Annotated in this window: 20 protein-coding genes and 2 pseudogenes; 21 read left to right on the top strand and 1 reads right to left on the bottom strand. The window is 42.8% G+C overall.

Annotation, left to right across the window (positions count from 1 at the left end):
• The first annotated feature begins 4 nt into the window (after nucleotides 1–4).
• From secY to NXX38_RS03260, 11 genes and pseudogenes are all read left to right on the top strand, one after another.
• Entirely contained in the window at nucleotides 5–1,345 is a 1,341-nt protein-coding gene (gene secY / locus NXX38_RS03310) for a preprotein translocase subunit SecY (RefSeq protein WP_004296330.1), read from the top strand.
• A gap of 15 nt (nucleotides 1,346–1,360) precedes the next feature.
• A pseudogene (map, locus tag NXX38_RS03305) lies at nucleotides 1,361–2,157 on the top strand (type I methionyl aminopeptidase).
• Between the two features lies 1 nt (nucleotide 2,158).
• Complete coding sequence (infA, locus tag NXX38_RS03300; protein ID WP_002558052.1) at nucleotides 2,159–2,377, top strand: translation initiation factor IF-1; 219 nt, start codon at nucleotides 2,159–2,161, stop codon at nucleotides 2,375–2,377.
• Nucleotides 2,378–2,385: 8 nt separating this feature from the next.
• Entirely contained in the window at nucleotides 2,386–2,502 is a 117-nt protein-coding gene (ykgO, locus tag NXX38_RS03295) for a type B 50S ribosomal protein L36 (RefSeq protein ID WP_002558051.1), read from the top strand.
• 33 nt (nucleotides 2,503–2,535) lie between these two features.
• Complete coding sequence (gene rpsM / locus NXX38_RS03290; protein WP_004296328.1) at nucleotides 2,536–2,916, top strand: 30S ribosomal protein S13; 381 nt, start codon at nucleotides 2,536–2,538, stop codon at nucleotides 2,914–2,916.
• An 11-nt stretch (nucleotides 2,917–2,927) separates the two neighbouring features.
• Nucleotides 2,928–3,317 (top strand): 30S ribosomal protein S11, encoded by a 390-nt coding sequence (rpsK, locus tag NXX38_RS03285; RefSeq protein ID WP_004296327.1) that lies wholly within the window; start codon nucleotides 2,928–2,930, stop codon nucleotides 3,315–3,317.
• 117 nt (nucleotides 3,318–3,434) lie between these two features.
• Complete coding sequence (gene rpsD / locus NXX38_RS03280) at nucleotides 3,435–4,040, top strand: 30S ribosomal protein S4 (protein ID WP_004296326.1); 606 nt, start codon at nucleotides 3,435–3,437, stop codon at nucleotides 4,038–4,040.
• Between the two features lie 11 nt (nucleotides 4,041–4,051).
• Nucleotides 4,052–5,044 (top strand): DNA-directed RNA polymerase subunit alpha, encoded by a 993-nt coding sequence (locus NXX38_RS03275; RefSeq protein WP_004296325.1) that lies wholly within the window; start codon nucleotides 4,052–4,054, stop codon nucleotides 5,042–5,044.
• A 3-nt stretch (nucleotides 5,045–5,047) separates the two neighbouring features.
• Nucleotides 5,048–5,551 carry a 50S ribosomal protein L17 gene (gene rplQ, locus NXX38_RS03270; protein WP_099145751.1) on the top strand — a complete coding sequence of 168 codons (504 nt, stop codon included), beginning with the start codon at nucleotides 5,048–5,050 and terminating at the stop codon, nucleotides 5,549–5,551.
• A 147-nt stretch (nucleotides 5,552–5,698) separates the two neighbouring features.
• The gene (locus NXX38_RS03265; RefSeq protein WP_099145770.1) at nucleotides 5,699–6,094 is read left to right on the top strand and encodes a hypothetical protein; all 396 of its coding nucleotides are present in this window, start codon (nucleotides 5,699–5,701) and stop codon (nucleotides 6,092–6,094) included.
• A 110-nt stretch (nucleotides 6,095–6,204) separates the two neighbouring features.
• Complete coding sequence (locus tag NXX38_RS03260) at nucleotides 6,205–6,747, top strand: hypothetical protein (RefSeq protein ID WP_099145752.1); 543 nt, start codon at nucleotides 6,205–6,207, stop codon at nucleotides 6,745–6,747.
• Between the two features lie 150 nt (nucleotides 6,748–6,897).
• On the opposite strand, the gene NXX38_RS03255 is transcribed toward NXX38_RS03260, so the two are convergent.
• On the bottom strand, nucleotides 6,898–8,712 hold the full coding sequence (locus NXX38_RS03255) for a MutS family DNA mismatch repair protein (RefSeq protein ID WP_099145753.1): 1,815 nt from the start codon (nucleotides 8,710–8,712) through the stop codon (nucleotides 6,898–6,900).
• Nucleotides 8,713–9,029: 317 nt separating this feature from the next.
• Between NXX38_RS03255 and NXX38_RS03250 the strand changes: the two genes are divergently transcribed.
• The 10 genes and pseudogenes from NXX38_RS03250 (at nucleotide 9,030) to NXX38_RS03205 (ending at nucleotide 23,330) form a co-directional block, all read left to right on the top strand.
• The gene (locus tag NXX38_RS03250) at nucleotides 9,030–9,674 is read left to right on the top strand and encodes a DUF6563 family protein (RefSeq protein WP_195649636.1); all 645 of its coding nucleotides are present in this window, start codon (nucleotides 9,030–9,032) and stop codon (nucleotides 9,672–9,674) included.
• A gap of 377 nt (nucleotides 9,675–10,051) precedes the next feature.
• Nucleotides 10,052–12,049: a urocanate hydratase gene (locus NXX38_RS03245; RefSeq protein WP_258978605.1), complete on the top strand. Its 1,998-nt coding sequence runs from the start codon at nucleotides 10,052–10,054 to the stop codon at nucleotides 12,047–12,049.
• Between the two features lie 165 nt (nucleotides 12,050–12,214).
• Nucleotides 12,215–13,117: a glutamate formimidoyltransferase gene (gene ftcD / locus NXX38_RS03240; protein WP_258978604.1), complete on the top strand. Its 903-nt coding sequence runs from the start codon at nucleotides 12,215–12,217 to the stop codon at nucleotides 13,115–13,117.
• A 109-nt stretch (nucleotides 13,118–13,226) separates the two neighbouring features.
• A complete protein-coding gene (gene hutI / locus NXX38_RS03235; RefSeq protein WP_258978603.1) occupies nucleotides 13,227–14,480 on the top strand; it encodes an imidazolonepropionase in 1,254 nt (417 codons plus the stop codon).
• Between the two features lie 47 nt (nucleotides 14,481–14,527).
• On the top strand, nucleotides 14,528–15,157 hold the full coding sequence (locus NXX38_RS03230; protein WP_122138265.1) for a cyclodeaminase/cyclohydrolase family protein: 630 nt from the start codon (nucleotides 14,528–14,530) through the stop codon (nucleotides 15,155–15,157).
• Nucleotides 15,154–16,653 (top strand): histidine ammonia-lyase, encoded by a 1,500-nt coding sequence (gene hutH / locus NXX38_RS03225; RefSeq protein ID WP_148365512.1) that lies wholly within the window; start codon nucleotides 15,154–15,156, stop codon nucleotides 16,651–16,653. The genes NXX38_RS03230 and hutH overlap by 4 nt, the downstream gene beginning before the upstream one ends.
• A 348-nt stretch (nucleotides 16,654–17,001) precedes the next feature.
• The gene (locus NXX38_RS03220; protein WP_148365511.1) at nucleotides 17,002–17,652 is read left to right on the top strand and encodes a TetR/AcrR family transcriptional regulator; all 651 of its coding nucleotides are present in this window, start codon (nucleotides 17,002–17,004) and stop codon (nucleotides 17,650–17,652) included.
• Between the two features lie 55 nt (nucleotides 17,653–17,707).
• Nucleotides 17,708–19,053: pseudogene (locus NXX38_RS03215) on the top strand (TolC family protein).
• 33 nt (nucleotides 19,054–19,086) lie between these two features.
• Complete coding sequence (locus tag NXX38_RS03210) at nucleotides 19,087–20,112, top strand: efflux RND transporter periplasmic adaptor subunit (protein WP_195649632.1); 1,026 nt, start codon at nucleotides 19,087–19,089, stop codon at nucleotides 20,110–20,112.
• A 59-nt stretch (nucleotides 20,113–20,171) separates the two neighbouring features.
• Entirely contained in the window at nucleotides 20,172–23,330 is a 3,159-nt protein-coding gene (locus NXX38_RS03205) for an efflux RND transporter permease subunit (RefSeq protein WP_258978602.1), read from the top strand.
• Nucleotides 23,331–23,337 lie beyond the last annotated feature (7 nt).

Raw genomic sequence — 23,337 nt, 5'->3', positions numbered from 1 at the left:
TTCAATGAGAAAAGCTATTGAAACATTAAAGAATATATGGAAGATTGAGGATCTGAGACAGCGGATCCTCATCACCATATTGTTTGTGGCAATTTACCGTTTCGGATCATATGTCGTATTACCGGGTATCAATCCGGCGATGCTGGCTAAATTGCACGAACAAACAAGTGAAGGCCTTTTAGCCTTGTTAAATATGTTCTCTGGAGGAGCATTTTCTAATGCCTCTATTTTTGCATTAGGAATCATGCCTTATATCTCTGCATCTATCGTAATCCAGTTGTTGGGAATCGCTGTGCCGTATTTCCAGAAGCTGCAACGCGAAGGTGAGAGCGGCAGAAGAAAAATGAATCAATATACTCGTTATTTGACGATTGCTATATTGTTAGTTCAGGCCCCTTCTTATTTGCTCAATCTTAAAATGCAGGCTGGCCCTTCCTTAAATGCTTCATTAGATTGGACTCTGTTTATGGTTACCTCTACCATTATTTTGGCAGCAGGTAGTATGTTTATTTTGTGGCTTGGTGAAAGAATTACTGATAAAGGTATTGGTAACGGTATTTCATTTATCATCTTGATTGGTATTATCGCTCGTTTCCCTGATGCTTTGTTGCAAGAAGTTGTATCCAGAGTAGCAAATAAGAGTGGTGGTTTGATCATGTTTATAATTGAAATCGTATTCTTGTTATTAGTGATTGGTGCTGCTATTCTTTTGGTACAAGGTACAAGAAAGATTCCTGTACAGTATGCAAAAAGAATTGTTGGTAACAAGCAATATGGTGGTGCTAGACAGTACATTCCTTTGAAAGTGAATGCGGCTGGTGTTATGCCTATCATCTTTGCTCAGGCAATCATGTTTATTCCAATTACGTTTATCGGTTTTTCAAATGTAAATGATGCGGGCGGTTTCTTGCATGCGTTTACAGATCATACAAGTTTCTGGTATAATTTTGTTTTTGCGGTAATGATTATATTATTTACATATTTCTATACTGCAATTACAATTAATCCGACTCAGATGGCTGAGGATATGAAGAGAAATAATGGTTTCATCCCTGGTATTAAACCGGGAAAGAAAACTGCAGAGTATATTGATGATATAATGTCTCGTATTACTTTGCCGGGTTCTTTCTTCTTGGCTTTAGTTGCTATTATGCCTGCTTTTGCCGGTATATTCGGAGTGCAAGCAGGATTTGCTCAATTCTTCGGCGGTACATCTTTGTTAATTCTTGTAGGTGTTGTTCTTGATACACTGCAACAGGTTGAAAGTCATTTGTTGATGAGACACTATGATGGTCTGTTGAAATCTGGTCGTATTAAAGGACGCGCTGGTGTAGCGGCATATTAATTCTTTAGATTAGAAATGATATTTCTTAAAACAGAAGATGAAATAGAATTGCTCCGTCAGAGTAACCTGCTTGTTGGTAAAACTCTTGCAGAGGTTGCCAAACTGGTGAAGCCTGGTGTGACTACACGTGAGTTGGATAAAGTTGCTGAAGAGTTCATTAGAGATCATGGGGCAACTCCAACTTTCAAGGGATTCCCGAATCAATATGGAGAACCATTTCCCGCATCTCTTTGTACTTCTGTTAATGAACAGGTTGTACATGGAATCCCGGGGATATTGTACTGAAAGATGGCGATATCGTATCAGTGGATTGTGGGACTTACATGAATGGTTTTTGTGGTGATTCTGCTTATACTTTTTGTGTAGGAGAGGTGGACGAAGAAGTTCGTAACTTGTTGAAGGTGACTAAAGAAGCGTTATATATTGGCATTCAGAACGCAGTGCAAGGCAAAAGAATCGGAGACATCGGGTATGCTATTCAGCAATATTGTGAGTCTCACTCTTATGGTGTAGTGCGTGAGTTTGTTGGTCATGGCATCGGTAAAGAGATGCACGAAGATCCTCAAGTGCCTAATTATGGTAAAAGAGGATATGGACCTTTGATGAAAAGAGGCCTTTGCATAGCGATAGAGCCGATGATAACATTGGGAGACCGGCAAGTGATTATGGAACGTGACGGATGGACTGTGAGGACCAGAGATCGTAAATGTGCTGCACATTTTGAACATACGATAGCTGTTGGAGCTGGTGAAGCTGATATTTTGTCTTCATTCAAATTCATAGAAGAAGTTTTAGGAGATAAAGCAATATAATATGGCAAAGCAATCTGCAATAGAACAAGATGGAGTTATAGTTGAAGCATTGTCAAATGCAATGTTTCGTGTTGAATTAGAAAACGGACATGAGATTACTGCACATATTTCAGGTAAGATGCGGATGCATTACATCAAGATCTTGCCGGGAGATAAAGTGAGAGTCGAAATGTCTCCTTACGACTTATCGAAAGGAAGAATTGTGTTTAGATATAAATAAAATAAGATATGAAAGTAAGAGCATCATTAAAGAAACGCACGCCAGAATGTAAGATCGTTAGACGTAATGGCCGTTTGTATGTTATTAACAAGAAAAATCCTAAGTATAAACAACGTCAAGGATAATTTGTTATTTTTGCAAAAAAAATAATTAAGTATATGGCTATAAGAATAGTTGGTGTAGATTTACCTCAGAACAAAAGAGGTGAAATTGCGTTGACCTATGTATATGGAATAGGTCGCAGTAGTTCAGCAAAAATTTTAGATAAAGCTGGTGTAGATAAAGATCTGAAGGTTAAAGACTGGACAGATGATCAAGCTGCTAAGATTCGTGAGATTATCGGTGCAGAGTATAAAGTGGAAGGTGATCTTCGTTCTGAAATCCAATTGAACATTAAGCGATTAATGGATATTGGTTGCTATCGTGGTGTACGTCATCGTATTGGTCTGCCTGTTAGAGGTCAGAGCACAAAGAACAATGCACGTACTCGTAAAGGTAGAAAGAAAACCGTTGCTAATAAGAAAAAAGCTACTAAATAATAATTGTTGATATGGCAAAAAAAACAGTTGCAGCTAAAAAGAGAAATGTGAAAGTAGACGCTAATGGACAGTTGCATGTTCATTCATCTTTCAACAATATTATTGTTTCTCTTGCAAACAGTGAAGGGCAGATTATCTCTTGGTCATCTGCTGGTAAAATGGGATTTAGAGGTTCTAAAAAGAATACTCCTTATGCAGCTCAGATGGCTGCCCAGGATTGTGCAAAGATTGCATTTGATCTTGGCCTGAGAAAGGTAAAAGCATATGTGAAAGGTCCAGGTAACGGACGTGAGTCTGCTATTAGAACTATCCACGGTGCTGGTATCGAAGTTACTGAAATCATTGACGTAACTCCGCTTCCACATAATGGTTGTCGTCCTCCAAAAAGACGTAGAGTTTAATTTACCTTTAACTTACAATGATCTTGATTTTGTTTTTGGATTACATTTAATTTCTCTCTGTAATCGCGGCTGCAACAAATTAAGTTCATGAATAAACAATTAAATATTTAAAAAGAAATGGCTAGATATACTGGACCAAAATCGAGAATCGCCCGTAAATTCGGTGAGGGAATCTTTGGAGCTGATAAAGTTTTGTCAAAGAAGAACTATCCTCCCGGACAACATGGTAATTCAAGAAAAAGAAAAACTTCTGAATACGGTGTGCAACTTCGTGAAAAGCAGAAAGCTAAATACACCTATGGAGTTCTAGAAAAACAATTCCGCAATTTGTTTGAAAAAGCAGCTACTGCTAAAGGTATTACCGGTGAGGTACTTCTTCAATTGTTGGAAGGCCGTCTTGACAACGTAGTATTCCGTTTGGGTATTGCTCCTACACGTGCTGCTGCTCGTCAGTTGGTTAGTCACAAGCATATTACTGTAGATGGTGAAGTGGTAAACATCCCTTCATTTGCAGTAAAACCAGGACAATTGATTGGTGTTCGTGAAAGATCTAAATCTTTGGAAGTAATTGCTAATTCTCTTGCAGGTTTCAATCACAGCAAGTATGCTTGGTTGGAATGGGACGAAGCTTCTAAGGTTGGTAAAATGTTGCACATACCTGAAAGAGCAGACATTCCTGAGAACATTAAAGAACATTTGATCGTTGAATTGTATTCTAAATAATAATTAATTTCATGGCGATATTAGCATTTCAAAAACCTGATAAAGTATTAATGTTGGAGGCGGACTCCAGATTCGGTAAATTCGAATTCCGTCCGTTGGAACCGGGTTTTGGTATTACTGTAGGTAATGCATTACGCCGAATCCTTCTTTCTTCATTAGAGGGTTTTGCTATCACTACTATCAGAATTGATGGTGTGGAGCATGAATTTTCTAGTGTACCTGGAGTAAAAGAGGATGTTACCAACATTATCTTGAATCTGAAACAAGTGAGATTCAAGCAAGTAGTTGAAGAGTTCGAGAGCGAAAAAGTGAGCATCACTGTCGAGAATTCCAGTGAATTTAAAGCAGGTGACATAGGTAAGTATTTGACTGGATTTGAAGTGTTAAATCCGGAATTAGTTATTTGTCATTTAGATTCTAAGTCAACTATGCAGATTGATATTACAATTAACAAAGGCCGTGGTTATGTACCTGCTGATGAGAATCGCGAGTATTGCACGGATGTTAATGTAATTCCAATCGACTCTATTTATACACCGATACGTAATGTCAAGTATGCTGTAGAAAACTTCCGTGTAGAACAGAAGACTGACTACGAAAAGCTAGTACTTGAAATTAGTACCGACGGTTCTATACATCCGAAAGAAGCGCTGAAAGAAGCTGCAAAAATTCTGATTTATCACTTCATGTTGTTCTCTGACGAGAAGATCACGCTTGAAAGTAATGATACTGATGGCAATGAAGAGTTTGATGAAGAAGTACTGCACATGCGTCAGCTGTTGAAAACCAAACTCGTTGATATGGACTTGTCAGTTCGTGCCCTCAATTGCTTGAAGGCTGCTGACGTAGAAACTCTCGGTGACTTGGTACAATTCAACAAAACTGACCTGCTGAAATTCAGAAACTTCGGAAAGAAATCGCTTACTGAGCTTGATGATTTGCTGGAAAGTCTGAATCTGTCGTTTGGAACCGACATTTCTAAATATAAATTAGATAAAGAATAAAAAATGAGACATAATAAAAAATTCAATCATTTAGGTCGTACTGCTTCTCATAGAAGCGCTATGTTATCTAACATGGCTTGCTCTTTGATCAAGCACAAAAGAATCACTACGACTGTTGCAAAGGCGAAAGCTTTGAAAAAGTTTGTTGAGCCTTTGATTACTAAGTCTAAAGAAGATACTACGAACTCTCGTCGTGTTGTATTTAGCAATTTGCAAGATAAGATTGCAGTAACAGAGTTGTTCAAAGAAATCTCTGTTAAGATTGCTGATCGTCCGGGTGGTTATACTCGTATTATCAAGACTGGTAACCGTTTGGGTGACAATGCAGAAATGTGCTTCATCGAGTTGGTTGACTACAATGAAAACATGGCTAAGGAAAAAGTGGCTAAGAAAGCTACTCGTACTCGTCGTTCGAAGAAATCTGCTGAAGCTGCTCCTGCTGCTGTTGAAGCTCCTGCAACTGAAGCTCCTAAGGCTGAAGAACCAAAAGCTGAATCAGCTGAATAATTTTACAGTTATTCTTATAGATATAAAAAGGGCTACCCTCATAGGTAGCCTTTTTTGTTTGTCTGCCGTTTACTAATACTAAGATACATTAAAATATATCTTAATAGAACTTTTCATAGAGAGAATCTGTTATATTTGCAAGTGAATATGGCAAAATTTGTAAAGGTAATATTGTTTCTGTTGCTGACAGTTGCTTTTCATAGCATAGCAGGCAATATTTCTACCGCGAAAGTGGTGGATGAACAGGAGCGTGCTATTACATATGCAATGAGACAACATGGGGAAATCAGCGCACCGGATCTTCCAGGTAAGCCTGTGGCTGAATTGAACAACTCGCAAAGCCATCAAATATCTGTAACACGTATTCAACGTGTGCAACTTGGAGAATATTTCTTTTCTTTGAAGAATGCGCTACAATGTTGTGCTGATCGTGAGAACTCACTTTCACAACACTTGGGGCGGATTTATGGTACAACAACTTCCTATTACTGCCAGCCATCAAGTGAATACTATGTATATACTTTGAGGCGCATAATTATTTAGTAGTAACTTATTAGTTTTGTTTATTTTGTGGTTACTGGTATCTTCTGTAATACCGGTGACTATATCTTTTTATCTTTATATTTTCACTAATAATTTAAACTTTAAATATTATGGCAACTACTCAAATGATTGATGCTACTATCTTCACATCTTCACACCCCGATATCGCAAAACGTACAAGTATTTCAGGAGTTTTAATTTCTTCTGTAATGTTATTGGTCGGTATTTTAGCTTTTGCTTCGACTTTCGAATTGGATGATAAGTCTTCTACGGTTAGTATGGCTTTGATGGTTCTGGGAACAGGTTTATTCCTTATGGGGATTTTCCGTCTCTTCTGGAAATCAAAAGAAGTTATTTATTTGCCAACCAAAAGTGTGGCTAAAGAGCATAGTATATTTTTTGATTTGAAACACATGGATGCTTTGAGGGATCTTGTGAATTCGGGGGCATTCTCTGCAGGTTCGAATATAAAGAGTGAGGCTAGTGGTAATATACGTATGGATGTGATACTCTCTGCTGATAAAAAATTTGCAGCTGTACAGTTATTCCAGTTTATACCTTATACATATCAGCCAATAACATCAGTGCAGTATTTCACTAATGAACAAGCTTCAGCGGTCATAGCATTTCTGGCAAAAAGTAAAATGCAGTAAAAGTATATCTCCAGAAACTGTTTAACTTTGTTTTCCGGCAGATTAAAACAGGTAACTTGAAATTTTATATTCAGTTTGCTGCTGCTAAATAAAGCAGGTTTTGGATGTTACCGCAATAGAAAACTTTGATTTTCATATAAGGAATGGGGATTAGTCGTTAATGACGGCGATTCCCATTTTCTTCATTAAGAAGCAGGCATTCATATTTTGTGCAACTCCATTTCTCATTTGGTAAGAGAAGGTAAGTTCGTTGTTCGTAATGTCAGCTTCGAAACAGTAATTCCGGATATTTTGTGGGAAGGAGTCCACTAAAGTCCCTAGCAACAAGTCATGGGTGGCGATGATGCCATTGGTGTTCATGTGCATGAATTGTTTGATGAGGGCGAAAGAACCTTTCTGTTTATCCATGGAGTTTGTACCTTTCAATATTTCATCAAGGATGATGAAAAGTTCTTCTCCTGCTTCAAGCTTGTCTATGATTAATTTAAGTCGCTTGAGTTCGGCAAAGAAATAAGATTCGTTGTCGGCTAAGGAGTCACTGGTCCGAAGACTGGTAACGAGGCGAGCCGGATATATTTTCATCTGCTTTGCCCAAACGGGAGCCCCTATACATGCTAGTAGATAGTTCACTCCTACAGTACGTAAATACGTGCTTTTTCCTGCCATATTGGCTCCTGTGATAATAATAAAGAAAGGACGTTTTTCAATGTCTATTCCGTTGCGTACACATTTGTTGCGATCCATTAAAGGATGCCCCAAAGCTTCAGCCTGCAGATGGAAAGATTGAGCAGCAATGGTAGGATAGATATAATCCGGATGATTATATGCGAATGTTGCCAGAGAACAATAAGCATCAATCTCTCCGATGGTTTCTATCCAGCGGGGGAGATCGGATGCATGGATTTCTTTCCACTTCTCGATTCGCATTACTTGGCGCAGCTCCCAGAATATCAGTCCGTTGAGTATCGTGCTTATTAGCAGATTACTTCGTTGATCGAGCGCGTTCATCAGTTTTGAAAGCTGGCGTACTGCTTGAGAAGCGGTTTGATTCTGGCTTGTAAGCTCCGCTTTTAACTTTTGCAGTATATGGCTTTGCATTTCTTTCTGTTCAGTGAGAAGAATCTGGTCGGCGTATGTCGAAAGAATTTGTAGCTTTTCCCCGTAGGTCGTTTGCAATTTAGTGATTCCTTTAGAGAAAATAGTGCTGAATAATACAAAGCTAACAAATACTCCTCCAGCTATATTAGCCGAGATAATACCTAAAATGGCTAAACCTATACATAAGAAATTAATGATCGTTACCGCTGTCGGGAGGATACGTAGAAGCGTTCGCTTCCGATAATAACTTGGACTGTTTGCCCATTCCTTGATTTCGGTGGTATCGGCAGGTTTTCCTTTATAGAGTAAGCCGAGTAAGCGGATTTGTTGACGATATTCTAAGTCTGTGGACAATTCATGTATAGCTTCCTGGCGATGTTCAATAGCTTCTTTGTTTTCCAGATGTGCATTGAACCAGTTTGCAAGATGCTGTTTGCCAATAGGCGTTGCAGTGCGGTTGATGTATTGGAAAAGAGAATGTTCACCAAATACGTCTAAATCAAGAGTGTAGAGATGAGATGGATTAACAAATTCTTTTCCGTCATCAAAATCAGAAAAGTCATATTGCATGGCACGTAGCTCCTGCTCATTGATTTCTATTTTCTTTTTCAGAAAATCTTTCCGGTAGAACCAGAAATTATGGCGTTTTACCAGCCAGATGAATAAGATAAAAGGCAGGATAGCAAAAGCAAAGAGACATAACCACCCATCAGGCCAAAAGATAATAGCATTTGCTACAGCTCCTACGAATAAGATCAGACGGAGGAGACTGATATAATAGATACGTTTCCGTGCATTCTGTAACTCCAGTTCTGTTTTCTGAATGATTTGCTGATATGTAGTAATGATCTGCTCTTGTTTTTCCATGACAAATTTAATTCTTTTCCACAAAGGTAATATAATTCATAACGGTCGGGATAAGAGCTTGTTTTTGTCGAGAGCAGATTTACTGTTTATTAACGGAAGATAGAAAGGAATAACAAGCTCATATTGCGACTTGCCTGGATAACGCCTTTGCTAGCTGTAAGGAATGGGTATATAAGTTCTGTTTCCGTTTAACGAAAGTAGGGGGTATTTCCTGATAGTAGTTTTTTTTCAATATTTCTTTTCTCATTCTTGCATTTATCCGCTAAAATTTATAACTTTCCACTCGAAAAGGCGTTAGACAGGAAAGGAGGATGCTTATGAAGAAAGGATGTATCTTATGTTTGCTGATAAGCGTGATTAGCCTTCCGTTAATTGCGCAGAATGTTATTTATTCCAACCTGAAAGAGTTGTTGGCTCAACATGGCGATACGACAGCCGTGTTGCGTATAGAAAAACGCTCCAGAAATCAGATTGTATTGACAGGAGGGGCTGATTACCGGATAACAGCCGGTGATGACGAGTCGATGTGCCGACGTTTGAAGAAGCGTTGTTTTGCTGTGCGTGACGAAAAAGGAGATTTATATTTGAATTGTCGTAAGTTGCGCTATAAAAAGTTACGCTTCGGAGCATGGTATGCCCCTGCCGTTCAGTTGGGGAAAAATATCTATTTTTGTGCCATGCCTTTAGGCTCGGTTATCGGAGGAAACTTTGTGGAAGAAGATGACGTAAAACTGGGAGGGAATATCGGTGATGCTCTTGCCGCTTCAAGCTTGGTTACGAAACGTGTCTGTTATGAGCTAAATGGTGAAACAGGAAAAGTCGATTTTCTGGGGAAGGATAAAATGCTTCAATTATTGAAGAATGATCCGGAACTGAAACAGGCATATTTGAATGATGATAGCCAGGAGGCGAAGCATACCTTTAAATATTTGTTGGAGTTGCGGAATAAGCAAAAAAAGTAACCTTGTCGATCTCTGTTGGCATAGCAGGGAAGGAGTGTATTCATATACAACCATGGTCATAGTGATATGATTAGGGGTGCGGATTATGTCAATAGCATAGAACTCATAGCTCTGATTTAATGGAAAAATCCGCTATCCATTTTAATAAAAGACCTATTAATCCGTTTGGATAAAAGGCCTGCATTTGTATCTGTATAAAAGCATAAGCGACTCTTGAGATAGCTTATATTTTATCATTCTATTAAATTGTAAACCTAATAATGCCTTTCTGATAATAAAACCGTCTTTTTTCTTGTCTTTTATCTTCTTTTTTTCTATATTGCGAAGAGTTATAAGACTGTATTGCTTACAGTTTGTAATCCTTAATTCTGTTTATTATGAGAATAACTCTTGGCAACACACTACCTCCTTATCCGGATTTTGTAGAAGGTATCCGGAGAGCTCCCGACCGTGGTTATACACTTACCCCGGCGCAGACAATCACAGCATTAAAAAACGCTTTGCGTTATATTCCCTCCGAGTGGCACGAGCAACTGGCTCCTGAATTTATGGAAGAACTACGCACTCGCGGGCGGATTTACGGATACCGTTTCCGTCCTGCCGGAGACTTGAAAGCAAAGCCGATTGATGAATATCAAGGACAATGTATTGAGGGCAAAGCCTTTCAGGTAATGATTGATAATAACCTTTGCTTCGATATTGCCTTATATCCCTATGAGCTTGTTACTTACGGTGAAACCGGGCAAGTCTGCCAAAATTGGATGCAATATCGACTGATCAAGCAATATCTGGAAGAACTTACCCAGGAACAGACACTGGTTATTGAATCCGGACATCCATTAGGGCTTTTCCGCTCCCGTCCCGATGCTCCCCGCGTTATAATTACCAATTCGATGATGATCGGGCAATTCGACAATCAACATGATTGGCATATTGCCGCCCAGATGGGAGTTGCCAATTATGGACAGATGACGGCCGGCGGCTGGATGTATATCGGTCCTCAAGGGATTGTTCATGGCACTTTCAACACCCTCCTGAATGCCGGACGATTGAAACTCGGTATTCCACAAGACCAAGATTTGCGGGGACACTTATTTATTTCTTCCGGTTTGGGAGGAATGAGTGGTGCACAACCTAAGGCAGCCGAAATAGCAGGAGCAGTCTCCATCATAGCCGAAGTAGATCGTTCACGCATTGAAACACGTTATCGCCAAGGATGGGTGGGGCATGTGACTGCAGATATAACAGAAGCATACCGGATGGCAGCTGAAGCAATGCGACGCCGTGAACCTTGTTCCATTGCCTATCATGGAAATATAGTAGACCTACTCGAATATGCCGAGCGAGAAAAGATTCTGATCGAACTATTATCCGATCAAACCTCCTGTCACGCCGTTTACGAAGGTGGATACTGCCCTGCCGGACTGACTTTCGAGGAACGCACACGACTTCTTCACGAATCGCCGGAGCAATTCCGTCACTTGGTAGACATATCTCTACGCCGTCATTTCGAAGTTATCAAGAAACTGGTAGCCCGCGGAACTTATTTCTTTGATTATGGAAACTCCTTCATGAAAGCCATATACGATGCCGGAGTAAAAGAAATCTCTCGTAATGGCGTTGATGAAAAAGACGGATTTATCTGGCCGAGCTATGTCGAAGATATTATGGGGCCCCAACTTTTTGATTACGGCTACGGTCCGTTCAGGTGGGTCTGTTTGAGTGGTAAACACGAAGATCTGATAAAAACAGACCGCGCGGCTATGGAATGTATCGACGTCCATCGGCGTGGTCAGGATCTGGACAACTACAATTGGATACGGGATGCAGAAAAGAATCAACTCGTGGTGGGTACACAGGCACGTATTCTTTATCAGGATGCAGTTGGAAGAATGAAGATAGCCCTCCGTTTCAATGAGATGGTTCGCCGGGGTGAAGTAGGACCTATTATGCTGGGACGAGACCACCACGATGTAAGCGGTACGGATTCTCCTTTCCGGGAGACGTCGAATATCAAAGACGGAAGTAATGTGATGGCAGATATGGCTGTGCAATGCTTTGCCGGAAATTGTGCCCGTGGAATGAGTCTGGTAGCCTTACACAATGGAGGCGGCGTCGGCATTGGCAAAGCAATCAATGGCGGTTTTGGTATGGTATGCGACGGTAGCGAACGGGTAGATGAAATACTCCGTTCGGCAATGCTTTGGGACGTGATGGGAGGAGTAGCCCGCCGTTCATGGGCGCGTAATCCGCATGCGATGGAAACGAGTGAAGCATTTAATGAGTCCCATGTAGGAGATTATCAGATAACAATGCCTTATGTGGCGGACGAAGAATTAATAAAGAAGATAGTTCCATATATTGTGGGAAAGTAGTCTCACAATATAAGAGAAAACATTCCCATAAAATGAGGGAATAAATTCCCATAATATATGGAACAGTTTAAACATGCAGTTATTTTGGATAAACCAAGTAGTTATTTGATGTAAAACATATAGTTATTCAGTAAAGTATAACCTCTATAATAATAGATATTTGATATGAGTTGGAATAAGATTATTGAATGCGTCCCCAATTTTAGCGAGGGACGTGATTTGGAGAAAATAGATCAGATAGTAGCCCCTTTCCGTGGTAAAGTCGGAGTAAAACTGCTTGATTATAGTAATGATGAAGACCATAACCGTCTGGTTGTCACACTTGTGGGAGAGCCGGAAGCACTGTGTGAAGCAGTAGTTGAAGCCGTTGGTGTAGCTGTCCGTTTGATCGACCTGAATCAGCACACCGGGCAACATCCTCGTATGGGAGCGGTAGATGTAATTCCTTTCATCCCGATTAAGAACACCAGTATGGAAGAAGCCATCGAGCTTTCTAAAAAAGTGGCTGCGAAAGTTGCGGAGCTATTTAATCTTCCCGTCTTTCTGTATGAAAAGTCCGCTACTGCACCACACCGGGAAAATCTCGCTTCCGTTCGTAAAGGCGAATTTGAAGGAATGGCCGAAAAGATCAAACTGCCCGAATGGCAACCTGACTTCGGACCTGCTGAACGACATCCGACCGCAGGTACCGTAGCAATCGGAGCCCGTATGCCACTCGTAGCCTACAATGTCAATCTAAGTACAGATAATCTGGAGATAGCCACTAAGATAGCGAAAAATGTCCGCCATATCAATGGAGGCCTCCGTTATGTGAAAGCAATGGGAGTGGAGCTGAAAGAGCGAAACATCACCCAAGTGTCAATTAACATGACCGACTATACCCGTACCGCACTTTACCGTGCCTTCGAACTGGTACGTATCGAGGCCCGTCGTTACGGTGTTACGATTGTAGGTAGCGAAATAATCGGCCTTGTACCGATGGAAGCTCTGATTGATACCGCTTCCTACTATCTCGGACTCGAAAACTTTTCCATGCAGCAAGTTCTCGAAGCTCGTATCATGGAATAGACAATAAGAAAATAGAATGAATCACAATTGCTTTATAGTAAACATCATTCTAAAAAACGTGTAATTCATATTTCCATTTATTATATGAACTAATTATGATGAACTATTTATGAGTGAAAACCTAATCATATTTAACGCCCGTATCGTAACCCCCATCGGCTTTTCCGCCCGTAAAGGAGAGGAAATGTCCCAACTGCAAATCATAGAAAACGGAACCGTGGAAGTGACCAAAGGAATCATTACCTACGTTGGTGAAAACCGTGGCGAAGACCGGGATGGTTACTACCAGCACTACTGGCATTATAACGCTCGCGGACATTGCCTTTTGCCCGGTTTCGTCGATTCCCATACCCATTTTGTATTTGGCGGAGAACGTTCCGAAGAATTTTCCTGGCGTCTGAAAGGCGAAAGCTATATGTCAATCATGGAGCGGGGAGGGGGAATTGCAAGTACCGTAAAAGCCACCCGGCAAATGAACTACCTGCAACTTCGTTCAGCCGCCGAAAGCTTCCTGAAGAAGATGAGCACTATGGGAGTAACCACCGTAGAAGGTAAAAGTGGCTACGGTCTGGATCGGGACACAGAATTACTACAACTAAAAGTAATGCGCAGCCTGGATAACGCCGAGCATAAACGCGTCGATATAGTCTCCACTTTCCTCGGCGCCCACGCCCTTCCCGAAGAATACGCAGGAAGAAGCGACGAATACATCGACTTCCTGATTCGTGAAATGCTTCCCCTTATCCATTCCGGTAAGTGGGCAGAATGTTGTGATGTCTTTTGCGAACAAGGCGTTTTCTCTGTCGAACAATCCCGTCGCCTGCTTCAGGCGGCCAAAGAGCACGGTTTCTTGTTGAAACTTCATGCCGACGAAATCGTCTCTCTCGGCGGTGCCGAACTGGCCGCCGAACTCGGAGCACTATCTGCCGACCATCTCCTGCACGCTTCCGATGCCGGCATCCGTGCAATGGCCGATGCCGGAGTAGTAGCTACGCTGTTACCTCTGACAGCTTTCGCCTTGAAAGAACCCTATGCGCGAGGTCGTGAAATGATTGACGCCGGTTGTGCTGTGGCACTTGCCACCGACCTGAATCCCGGTAGTTGTTTCTCCGGTTCCATCCCGCTGACCATTGCTCTGGCCTGTATCTATATGCAAATGAGCATCGAAGAAACCATCACCGCTCTCACCCTGAACGGAGCCGCCGCTCTTCAACGAGCCGACCGGATTGGAAGCATTGAAGTAGGCAAACAAGGCGATTTCATCATCCTCAATTCCGACAACTATCATATTCTACCTTACTATATAGGCATGAATTGCGTAATCATGACTATTAAAGGCGGCATGCTTTATCCCGTCACTTAATAGTTGAAAAACTCTCATTCATTAATCACTTAAAAAAATAGAATACCATGTTAGCAGATTTAACCGTAAAAGATTTCTTAGATAAAGTAGCTTGCAGTGACCCTGTGCCCGGCGGTGGTAGTATTGCCGCTTTGAATGGAGCGCTGGCTTCCTCCCTTTCCACGATGGTGGCACGGCTGACCGTAGGAAAAAAAGGATACGAAGTCAGTGAAGAAGTAATGCAGCACGCACAAACCATCACCCTCCGTTTGCTGGACGAATTTATGGCACTTATTGACAAAGATTCGGCTGCCTACAACGAAGTATTTGCCTGTTTTAAACTACCAAAAACAACCGACGAAGAGAAAGCCGCCCGAAGTACCGCTATCCAGAAGGCAACCAAACAAGCCGCCCTCGTTCCGTTGGAAGTAGCCCGCAAAGCACTGGATATGATGTCCATTATAGCCGATGTTGCCCGCCTCGGCAACCGGAATGCCGTCACAGATGCCTGTGTAGCAATGATGTCCGCCCGTACCGCCGTATTGGGAGCCTTGCTGAATGTCCGTATCAACCTCGGTTCGCTCAAAGACAGAGATTTTGTCCTCCAGCTGCAAACCGAAGCCGATGCCATCGAGCAAACCGCTTGCCAGAAAGAAAAAGAATTGTTGGATGCCGTAAATCAAGACCTGCGCGTATGAGTAAGAATGTATACCATATCGGTTCCGGAGCACTGACCTTCGAAATCATCGAACGGATTATAAACGAAAACCTGAAACTCGAACTAGCTCCCGAAGCCAAGTTGCGCATCCAGAAATGTCGCGACTACCTCGACCAAAAAATAGCTTCTTCCGAAGAACCGTTATACGGCATAACAACAGGTTTCGGCTCTCTATGCACTAAAAATATATCTCCCGATGAACTGGGGACCCTTCAAGAAAACCTGATAAAAAGCCATGCTTGCAGCGTAGGCGAAGAAATTCGCCCTGTCATCATCAAACTGATGATGCTTCTCAAAGCCCATGCCCTTTCATTAGGACATAGCGGCGTACAAGTTATCACCGTGCAGCGCATCCTCGATTTCTTCAATAATGACGTCATGCCTATCGTCTACGACCGCGGTTCCCTTGGAGCCTCCGGCGACCTGGCACCGCTCGCCAATCTTTTCCTTCCTCTGATAGGTGTCGGTGATGTCTACTATAAAGGAAAAAAGTGCGAAGCCATCAGCGTACTCGACGAATTTGGCTGGGAACCGGTCAAACTAATGAGCAAAGAAGGACTAGCCCTGCTGAACGGCACCCAATTTATGAGTGCCAACGGTGTGTTCGCTATGCTCAAAGCCTTTCGCCTCTCGAAAAAAGCCGACCTGATAGCCGCCCTTTCCCTCGAAGCCTTTGACGGCCGTATTGACCCGTTTATGGACTGCATTCAGCAAATCCGCCCCCATCAGGGACAGATTGAGACAGGCGAAGCCTTCCGCAAACTACTGTCAGGCAGCGAACTAATCGAACGCCACAAGGAACACGTGCAAGATCCCTATTCTTTCCGTTGTATCCCGCAAGTACATGGCGCTACCAAAGATGCCATCCGCTACGTTGCCTCCGTACTGCTGACCGAAATCAATTCCGTCACGGACAACCCCACCATCTTCCCCGATGAAGACCGGATCATCTCCGGCGGAAACTTTCACGGGCAACCGCTTGCCATCTCTTATGATTTCCTTGCCATCGCTCTGGCCGAATTGGGAAATATCTCCGAACGCCGTGTCTCCCAACTGATTATGGGTCTCCGTGGGCTACCTGAATTTCTCGTAGCCAACCCCGGTTTGAACTCCGGCTTCATGATTCCGCAGTATGCCGCCGCCTCCATGGTCAGCCAGAATAAAATGTACTGCTATGCAGCTTCGAGCGATTCCATCGTCTCTTCCAACGGGCAGGAAGACCATGTAAGCATGGGTGCCAATGCCGCAACCAAACTCTATAAAGTAATGGACAACCTGGAACATATCCTTGCCATCGAACTGATGAACGCCGCACAAGGCATCGACTTCCGCCGCCCGCAGAAAACCTCTCCCGTTCTTGAGCGTTTCCTCCATGCCTATCGGAAAGAAGTACCTTTTGTAAAAGATGACATCGTGATGTACAAGGAAATACATAAAACAGTCGCCTTCCTGAAGAGGACACAGATTGAATACTGACAATAAATTGACCCTTTTTCGCTTTTCGTTAATAATGGTGACTGTTATTGCCGGGTAAGTGTCGATTCTTATCGATATTTATCCGGCATTTATTGGCTGCCATCTCTTCTATTAGCGATAAAACTTTACTTCCTATATTCCCCCTTTTACCTTTCCTCTGTGTTTGTTCTAAATTTCCTATTAACACTTGTTTTCATTTTACTCTATTGAATGATAATAAATCCCAAATGGACTATAAATAGATGGAAACTTAATTTGTTAATTGAGTTTTCTGTATATCTTTGTTCCGTTTTTCCTTTGGAAATGAAGAGAAAACGAAAACTGCATTTTAATAAAATAGAAAAACGGATGATGACAGAGCATGGAAAAGACGCTTCCCAACGGGTAGAGTTAAGAGAACGGATCATAACGGCAGCAACAGAAGCTTTTACTTCAAAAGGCATCAAGAGTATTACGATGGATGACATTGCGGCAGCATTAGGAATTTCCAAACGTACGCTCTACGAAGTCTTTTCGGATAAAGAATCGTTGTTGAAAGAATGCATACTGAAGGCACAGGCAGACAGAGACAAGTATTTGCAGAAAGTCTTTGAACAGTCGCACAATGTGTTGGAAGTGATACTTGCAGTTTTTCAGAAAAGCATTGAGATGTTTCATCAGACGAACAAACGCTTTTTTGAAGACATTAAGAAATATCCCAAAGTATATGAGATGATGAAGAACCGGCAGGACAGCGATTCGATGAAAACCATGTCCTTCTTCAAAACAGGAGTAGAGCAGGGCATCTTTCGTCCGGATGTAAACTTCTCCATCGTCAATTTGCTGGTACGTGAGCAATTTGACGTGCTTTTGAATACAGACATCTGCAACGAATATCCTTTCATTGAAGTGTACGAGTCCATCATGTTTACTTATATACGCGGTATCTCCACCGAAAAAGGAGCAAGGGTACTGGAAGACTTTATACAAGAATATCGCAAGAACCGCATCGAATACTAGAGCAAAAGTGAGGTTCTATTGACAAACAAGTAAGATTAAATTAGAAATTTAGTTTATGAACAAAATGAAAAGATTGACAGGTCGGAAGATTCTTCTGGTAGCTGTGGCACTCTGCGCATTTGGTTTTGCAAAGGCACAGGACACGCAGATGGAGAAGAATACACTAACCTTAACCTTAGACAAAGCCTTGGAAATTGCATTGGATGAGAATCCGACAATGAAAGTGGCAGCAGAAGAGATCGCCTTAAAAAAGTTGCCAGCAAGGAAGCCTGGCAGAGTCTGTTGCCGGAGGCTAGCATTGCCGGTTCCTTAGACCATACGATTAAAGCGGCTGAAATGAAATTGAACGATATGTCGTTCAAGATGGGGCAAGACGGAACGAATACCGCCAATGCCGGGTTGAGCATTAACCTGCCACTTTTTGTGCCGGGTGTTTACCGGGCTATGTCGATGACAAAGACGGATATTGAACTGGCAGTAGAGAAGTCACGTGCTTCCAAACTGGATCTGGTGAATCAGGTAAGCAAGGCTTATTATCAGTTGATGCTTGCGCAGGATAGCTATGAAGTGCTTCAGGGCAGCTATAAACTGGCAGAAGATAATTACAATGTAGTGAATGCCAAATATCAGCAGGGAACTGTGAGCGAATATGACAAGATCAGTGCGGAAGTACAGATGCGCAGCATTAAACCGAACCTGATCGCGGCAGCCAATGCGGTGACTTTGGCTAAGTTGCAGTTAAAAGTTCTGATGGGCATCACTGCCGATGTGGAGATAAAGATTAATGATAATCTGACCAACTATGAGACAACCATGTTTGTCAATCAGTTGAAAGAAGAGAATGTAAATCTGAACAACAATACCACCATGAAGCAGTTGGACTTGAACATGAAGTTGCTTGAAAAGAATGTAAAGTCTTTAAAGACGAACTTTATGCCGACTCTTTCCATGAGCTTCTCCTATCAATATCAGTCATTGTATAATCCGAATATCAATTTCTTCGATTATAACTGGAGCAACAGTTCCAGCCTGATGTTCAATATCAGCATACCTTTATATAAGGCAAGCAACTTTACGAAAGTAAAATCTGCCCGTATACAGATGCGCCAGCTCGATTGGAACCGTATCGATACGGAAAGACAGTTGAATATGCAGATTGTCAGTTGTCGCAATAATATGAGTGCCAGCACAGAGCAGGTAGTCAGCAACAAGGAAAATGTGATGCAGGCAAAGAAAGCGGTGGTGATTGCCGAAAAACGTTATGATGTGGGTAAGGGCACGGTGCTCGAACTGAACAGTTCGCAAGTGTCACTGACACAGGCGCAACTCACCTACAATCAGTCCATATACGATTACCTGGTTGCTAAGGCAGACCTCGATCAGGTGCTGGGAAAAGAATAAAGATAGACAACTAAAAAATTACAAGTAAGGAATATGAAAAGAAGTATCCAATTGGTAGCCCTGCTGTTAACTGTGTTTATGGGCTCATGTACAGGTGGAAAAGACAAAGCTGCTGCGGAACATGCCGACGCAAAGCCCATTGTGAAGCTGGCAGACGTAAAAGCTCGTCCCGTAGATCAGATACAGGATTACACAGCAACGGTGGAAGCAGAAGTAAAGAATAATATTGCACCTTCGTCTCCCGTGCGTATCGACCAGATTTTTGTGGAAGTGGGCGACCGTGTGTCCAAAGGACAGAAACTTGTGCAGATGGATGCGGCCAACCTGAAACAGGCGAAGCTGCAACTTGACAATCAGGAAATAGAATTCAACCGTATCGACGAACTATATAAAGTGGGCGGTGCGTCCAAATCTGAATGGGATGCTTCGAAGATGCAACTCGATGTGAAGAAAACCGCTTATAAGAATTTGCAGGAGAATACCTCTTTGCTAAGCCCCATCAATGGTGTGGTAACTGCACGCAACTATGATAACGGCGATATGTACAGCGGTGGAGAACCGGTCTTGGTAGTAGAACAGATCACTCCCGTGAAACTCCTGATCAATGTGTCCGAAACCTACTTTACGAAAGTGAAGAAAGGTACCCCCGTCAACGTGAAACTCGATGTATATGGAGATGAAGTATTTACAGGAACCATCAATCTGGTTTATCCGACTATAGATGCCACTACCCGTACATTCCAGGTAGAGATCAGACTGGACAATAAAGACCAGCGCGTACGTCCGGGAATGTTTGCCCGTGCCACATTAAATTTCGGAACGGCAGAAAATGTAGTTGTTCCTGATTTGGCAATTGTTAAACAGGCAGGTTCAGGCGACCGTTATGTATTCGTTTATCAAGACGGCAAGGTGTCTTATAATAAAGTCGAATTGGGTAGACGCATGGGTGCGGAGTATGAGTTGAAATCCGGTGTGCCTGATAATTCGCAGGTTGTAGTTGCCGGACAGTCACGTTTGGTGAACGGTATGGAAGTAGAGGTGGAAGCCTCTTCCAAATAGAAGGTGTAAAATTCCTTTCGCCTAATGCTTTTATTAATTAACCAGATTTATAAAACAACATGAGTTTATACGAAGGTGCGGTTAAGAAACCGATTATGACCTCCCTCTGCTTTCTGGCAGTCGTGATTTTTGGTCTTTTCTCTTTGTCCAAGTTGCCTATCGACTTGTATCCGGACATTGACACGAATACAATCATGGTGATGACCGCTTATCCCGGCGCAAGTGCCTCGGATATAGAAAATAATGTGACTCGCCCACTCGAAAATACGTTGAACGCGGTGAGCAACCTGAAACATATTACCTCCCGTTCTTCCGAGAATATGTCACTGATTACATTGGAGTTCGAGTTTGGTAACGATATTGACGTGCTGACCAATGATGTGCGCGATAAACTCGACATGGTAAGTTCGCAGCTTCCCGATGATGTCGAGAATCCGATCATCTTTAAGTTTAGTACGGACATGATTCCGATTGTGTTACTTTCCGTACAGGCCAATGAAAGCCAGTCGGCACTTTATAAGATATTGGACGATCGTGTGGTAAATCCGCTGGCACGTATTCCGGGAGTCGGAACGGTGTCTATCAGCGGTGCGCCGCAGCGTGAGATTCAGGTATATTGCGACCCTAACAAACTGGAAGCCTATCATCTGACTATCGAAACAATCAGTTCCATTATCGGAGCCGAGAACAAGAATATTCCCGGTGGTAACTTCGATATTGGTAGTGAAACCTATGCGCTGCGTGTAGAAGGTGAGTTTGATGATTCCCGCCAGCTGGAAGATGTAGTGGTGGGTACATACAATGGGGCGAATGTCTTTCTGCGTGATGTAGCCCGTATTGTTGATACCGTGGAAGAACGTGCACAGGAAACCTATAATAATGGGGTGCAAGGTGCTATGATTGTAGTTCAGAAACAGTCGGGAGCCAATTCGGTAGAAATCTCCAAGAAAGTGGCCGACGCGCTGCCGAGGCTTCAGAAGAACCTGCCGAGCGATGTGAAGATTGGTGTCATTGTCGATACTTCGGACAACATTTTGAACACCATCGACAGTTTGACGGAGACCGTTGCTTATGCCTTGCTCTTCGTTGTCATCGTCGTGTTCCTCTTTCTGGGACGTTGGCGTGCGACGCTGATTATCTGTATCACCATTCCGCTTTCATTGATTGCCTCGTTCATCTATCTGGCGGTTAGTGGAAATACAATTAATATCATTTCGCTTTCGTCACTTTCTATCGCTATCGGTATGGTGGTGGATGATGCGATTGTGGTACTTGAAAATGTAACGACCCATATCGAGCGTGGTTCCGATCCGAAACAGGCAGCCGTGCACGGAACGAATGAGGTGGCAATCTCTGTAATCGCTTCTACACTGACCATGATTGCCGTGTTCTTCCCGTTGACGATGGTAAGCGGTATGTCCGGTGTACTTTTCAAACAGTTGGGTTGGATGATGTGTGCTATCATGTTTATTTCTACGGTCGCCGCACTATCCTTGACTCCGATGCTCTGTTCCCAGTTGCTTCGTTTGCAGAAGAAGCCGTCGAAGATGTTCAAGCTCTTCTTTACTCCGATTGAGAAAGCGCTCGACGGACTCGATACCTGGTACGCGAAAATGTTGAACTGGGCTGTACGTCACCGTCCGATTGTGATTGTGGGATGTATCGTTTTCTTCGTTATCAGTTTGTTGTGTGCAAAGGGGATTGGTACAGAGTTTTTCCCGGCACAGGATAATGCCCGTATTGCCGTACAGTTGGAACTCCCGATCGGTACACGAAAAGAGATAGCGCAGGAACTTTCAGAAAAGTTGACTAACCAATGGCTGACGAAGTATAAGGACATTATGAAAGTTTGTAACTATACGGTCGGTCAGGCTGACTCCGACAACACTTGGGCATCCATGCAGGACAACGGTTCGCATATTATCTCTTTCAACATCAGTTTGGTAGACCCGGGTGATCGTAACATTTCTTTGGAAACAGTCTGTGATGAGATGCGTGAAGATTTGAAAGCCTATCCGGAATTCAGTAAGGCGCAAGTAATCCTTGGAGGTAGTAACACAGGTATGTCCGCTCAGGCAAGTGCTGACTTTGAGGTTTACGGATACGATATGACAATGACCGATAGCGTGGCAGCCCGCCTGAAACGTGAACTGCTGAAAGTGAAAGGAGTGACTGAGGTAAATATCAGCCGTAGTGACTATCAGCCTGAATATCAGGTAGACTTCGACCGTGAGAAACTGGCGATGCATGGCTTGAATCTTTCGACTGCCGGTAACTACCTGCGTAATCGTGTCAATGGTGCGGTAGCATCTAAATATCGTGAAGACGGAGATGAATATGATATTAAAGTGCGTTACGCACCCGAATTCCGTACAAGTCTGGAAAGTCTGGAAAATATCCTCATTTATAATGTGCAAGGACAATCCGTTCGTGTGAAAGATGTCGGAAAGGTAGTCGAACGTTTTGCACCTCCTACCATCGAACGTAAAGACCGTGAACGTATCGTGACCGTTTCCGCCGTAATCTCCGGAGCTCCGCTGGGCGACGTGGTGGCTGCCGGAAATAAGGTGATAGATAAAATGGATCTTCCGGGAGAAGTCACTATCCAGATTTCCGGTTCGTACGAAGACCAGCAGGATTCGTTCCGCGATTTGGGAACACTTGCCATCCTGATTGTCATTCTCGTATTTATCGTGATGGCAGCACAGTTCGAGTCACTGACTTATCCGTTCATTATCATGTTCTCACTGCCGTTTGCGTTTAGTGGTGTTTTGATGGCATTGTTCTTTACGAGCAGCACATTGAGCGTCATGAGTTTGTTGGGAGGTATCATGTTGATTGGTATTGTGGTGAAGAACGGTATTGTGCTTATCGACTACATCACCCTTTGCCGGGAACGTGGACTTGCAGTGTTGAACTCTGTGGTAACAGCTGGTAAGAGCCGTCTTCGTCCGGTATTAATGACTACTGCCACTACTGTGCTCGGTATGATTCCGATGGCTATCGGTGGCGGTCAGGGTTCTGAAATGTGGAGTCCGATGGCGATTGCCGTCATCGGTGGTCTGACAGTATCTACTGTGTTGACATTGATTTTGATTCCTACTTTATATTGCGTATTTGCAGGAACGGGTATCAAGAACCAGCGTCGCAAACTTCGCCGTAAACGTGATTTGGATGTTTACTTTCAGGAGAATAAAGACAGCATTATTAAGAAATAACAAAAAA

The organism is Bacteroides sp. BFG-637 (genome assembly GCF_024793605.1).
Classification (GTDB): domain Bacteria; phylum Bacteroidota; class Bacteroidia; order Bacteroidales; family Bacteroidaceae; genus Bacteroides; species Bacteroides vicugnae.
This window is presented reverse-complemented; position numbering and strand designations above follow the sequence as displayed.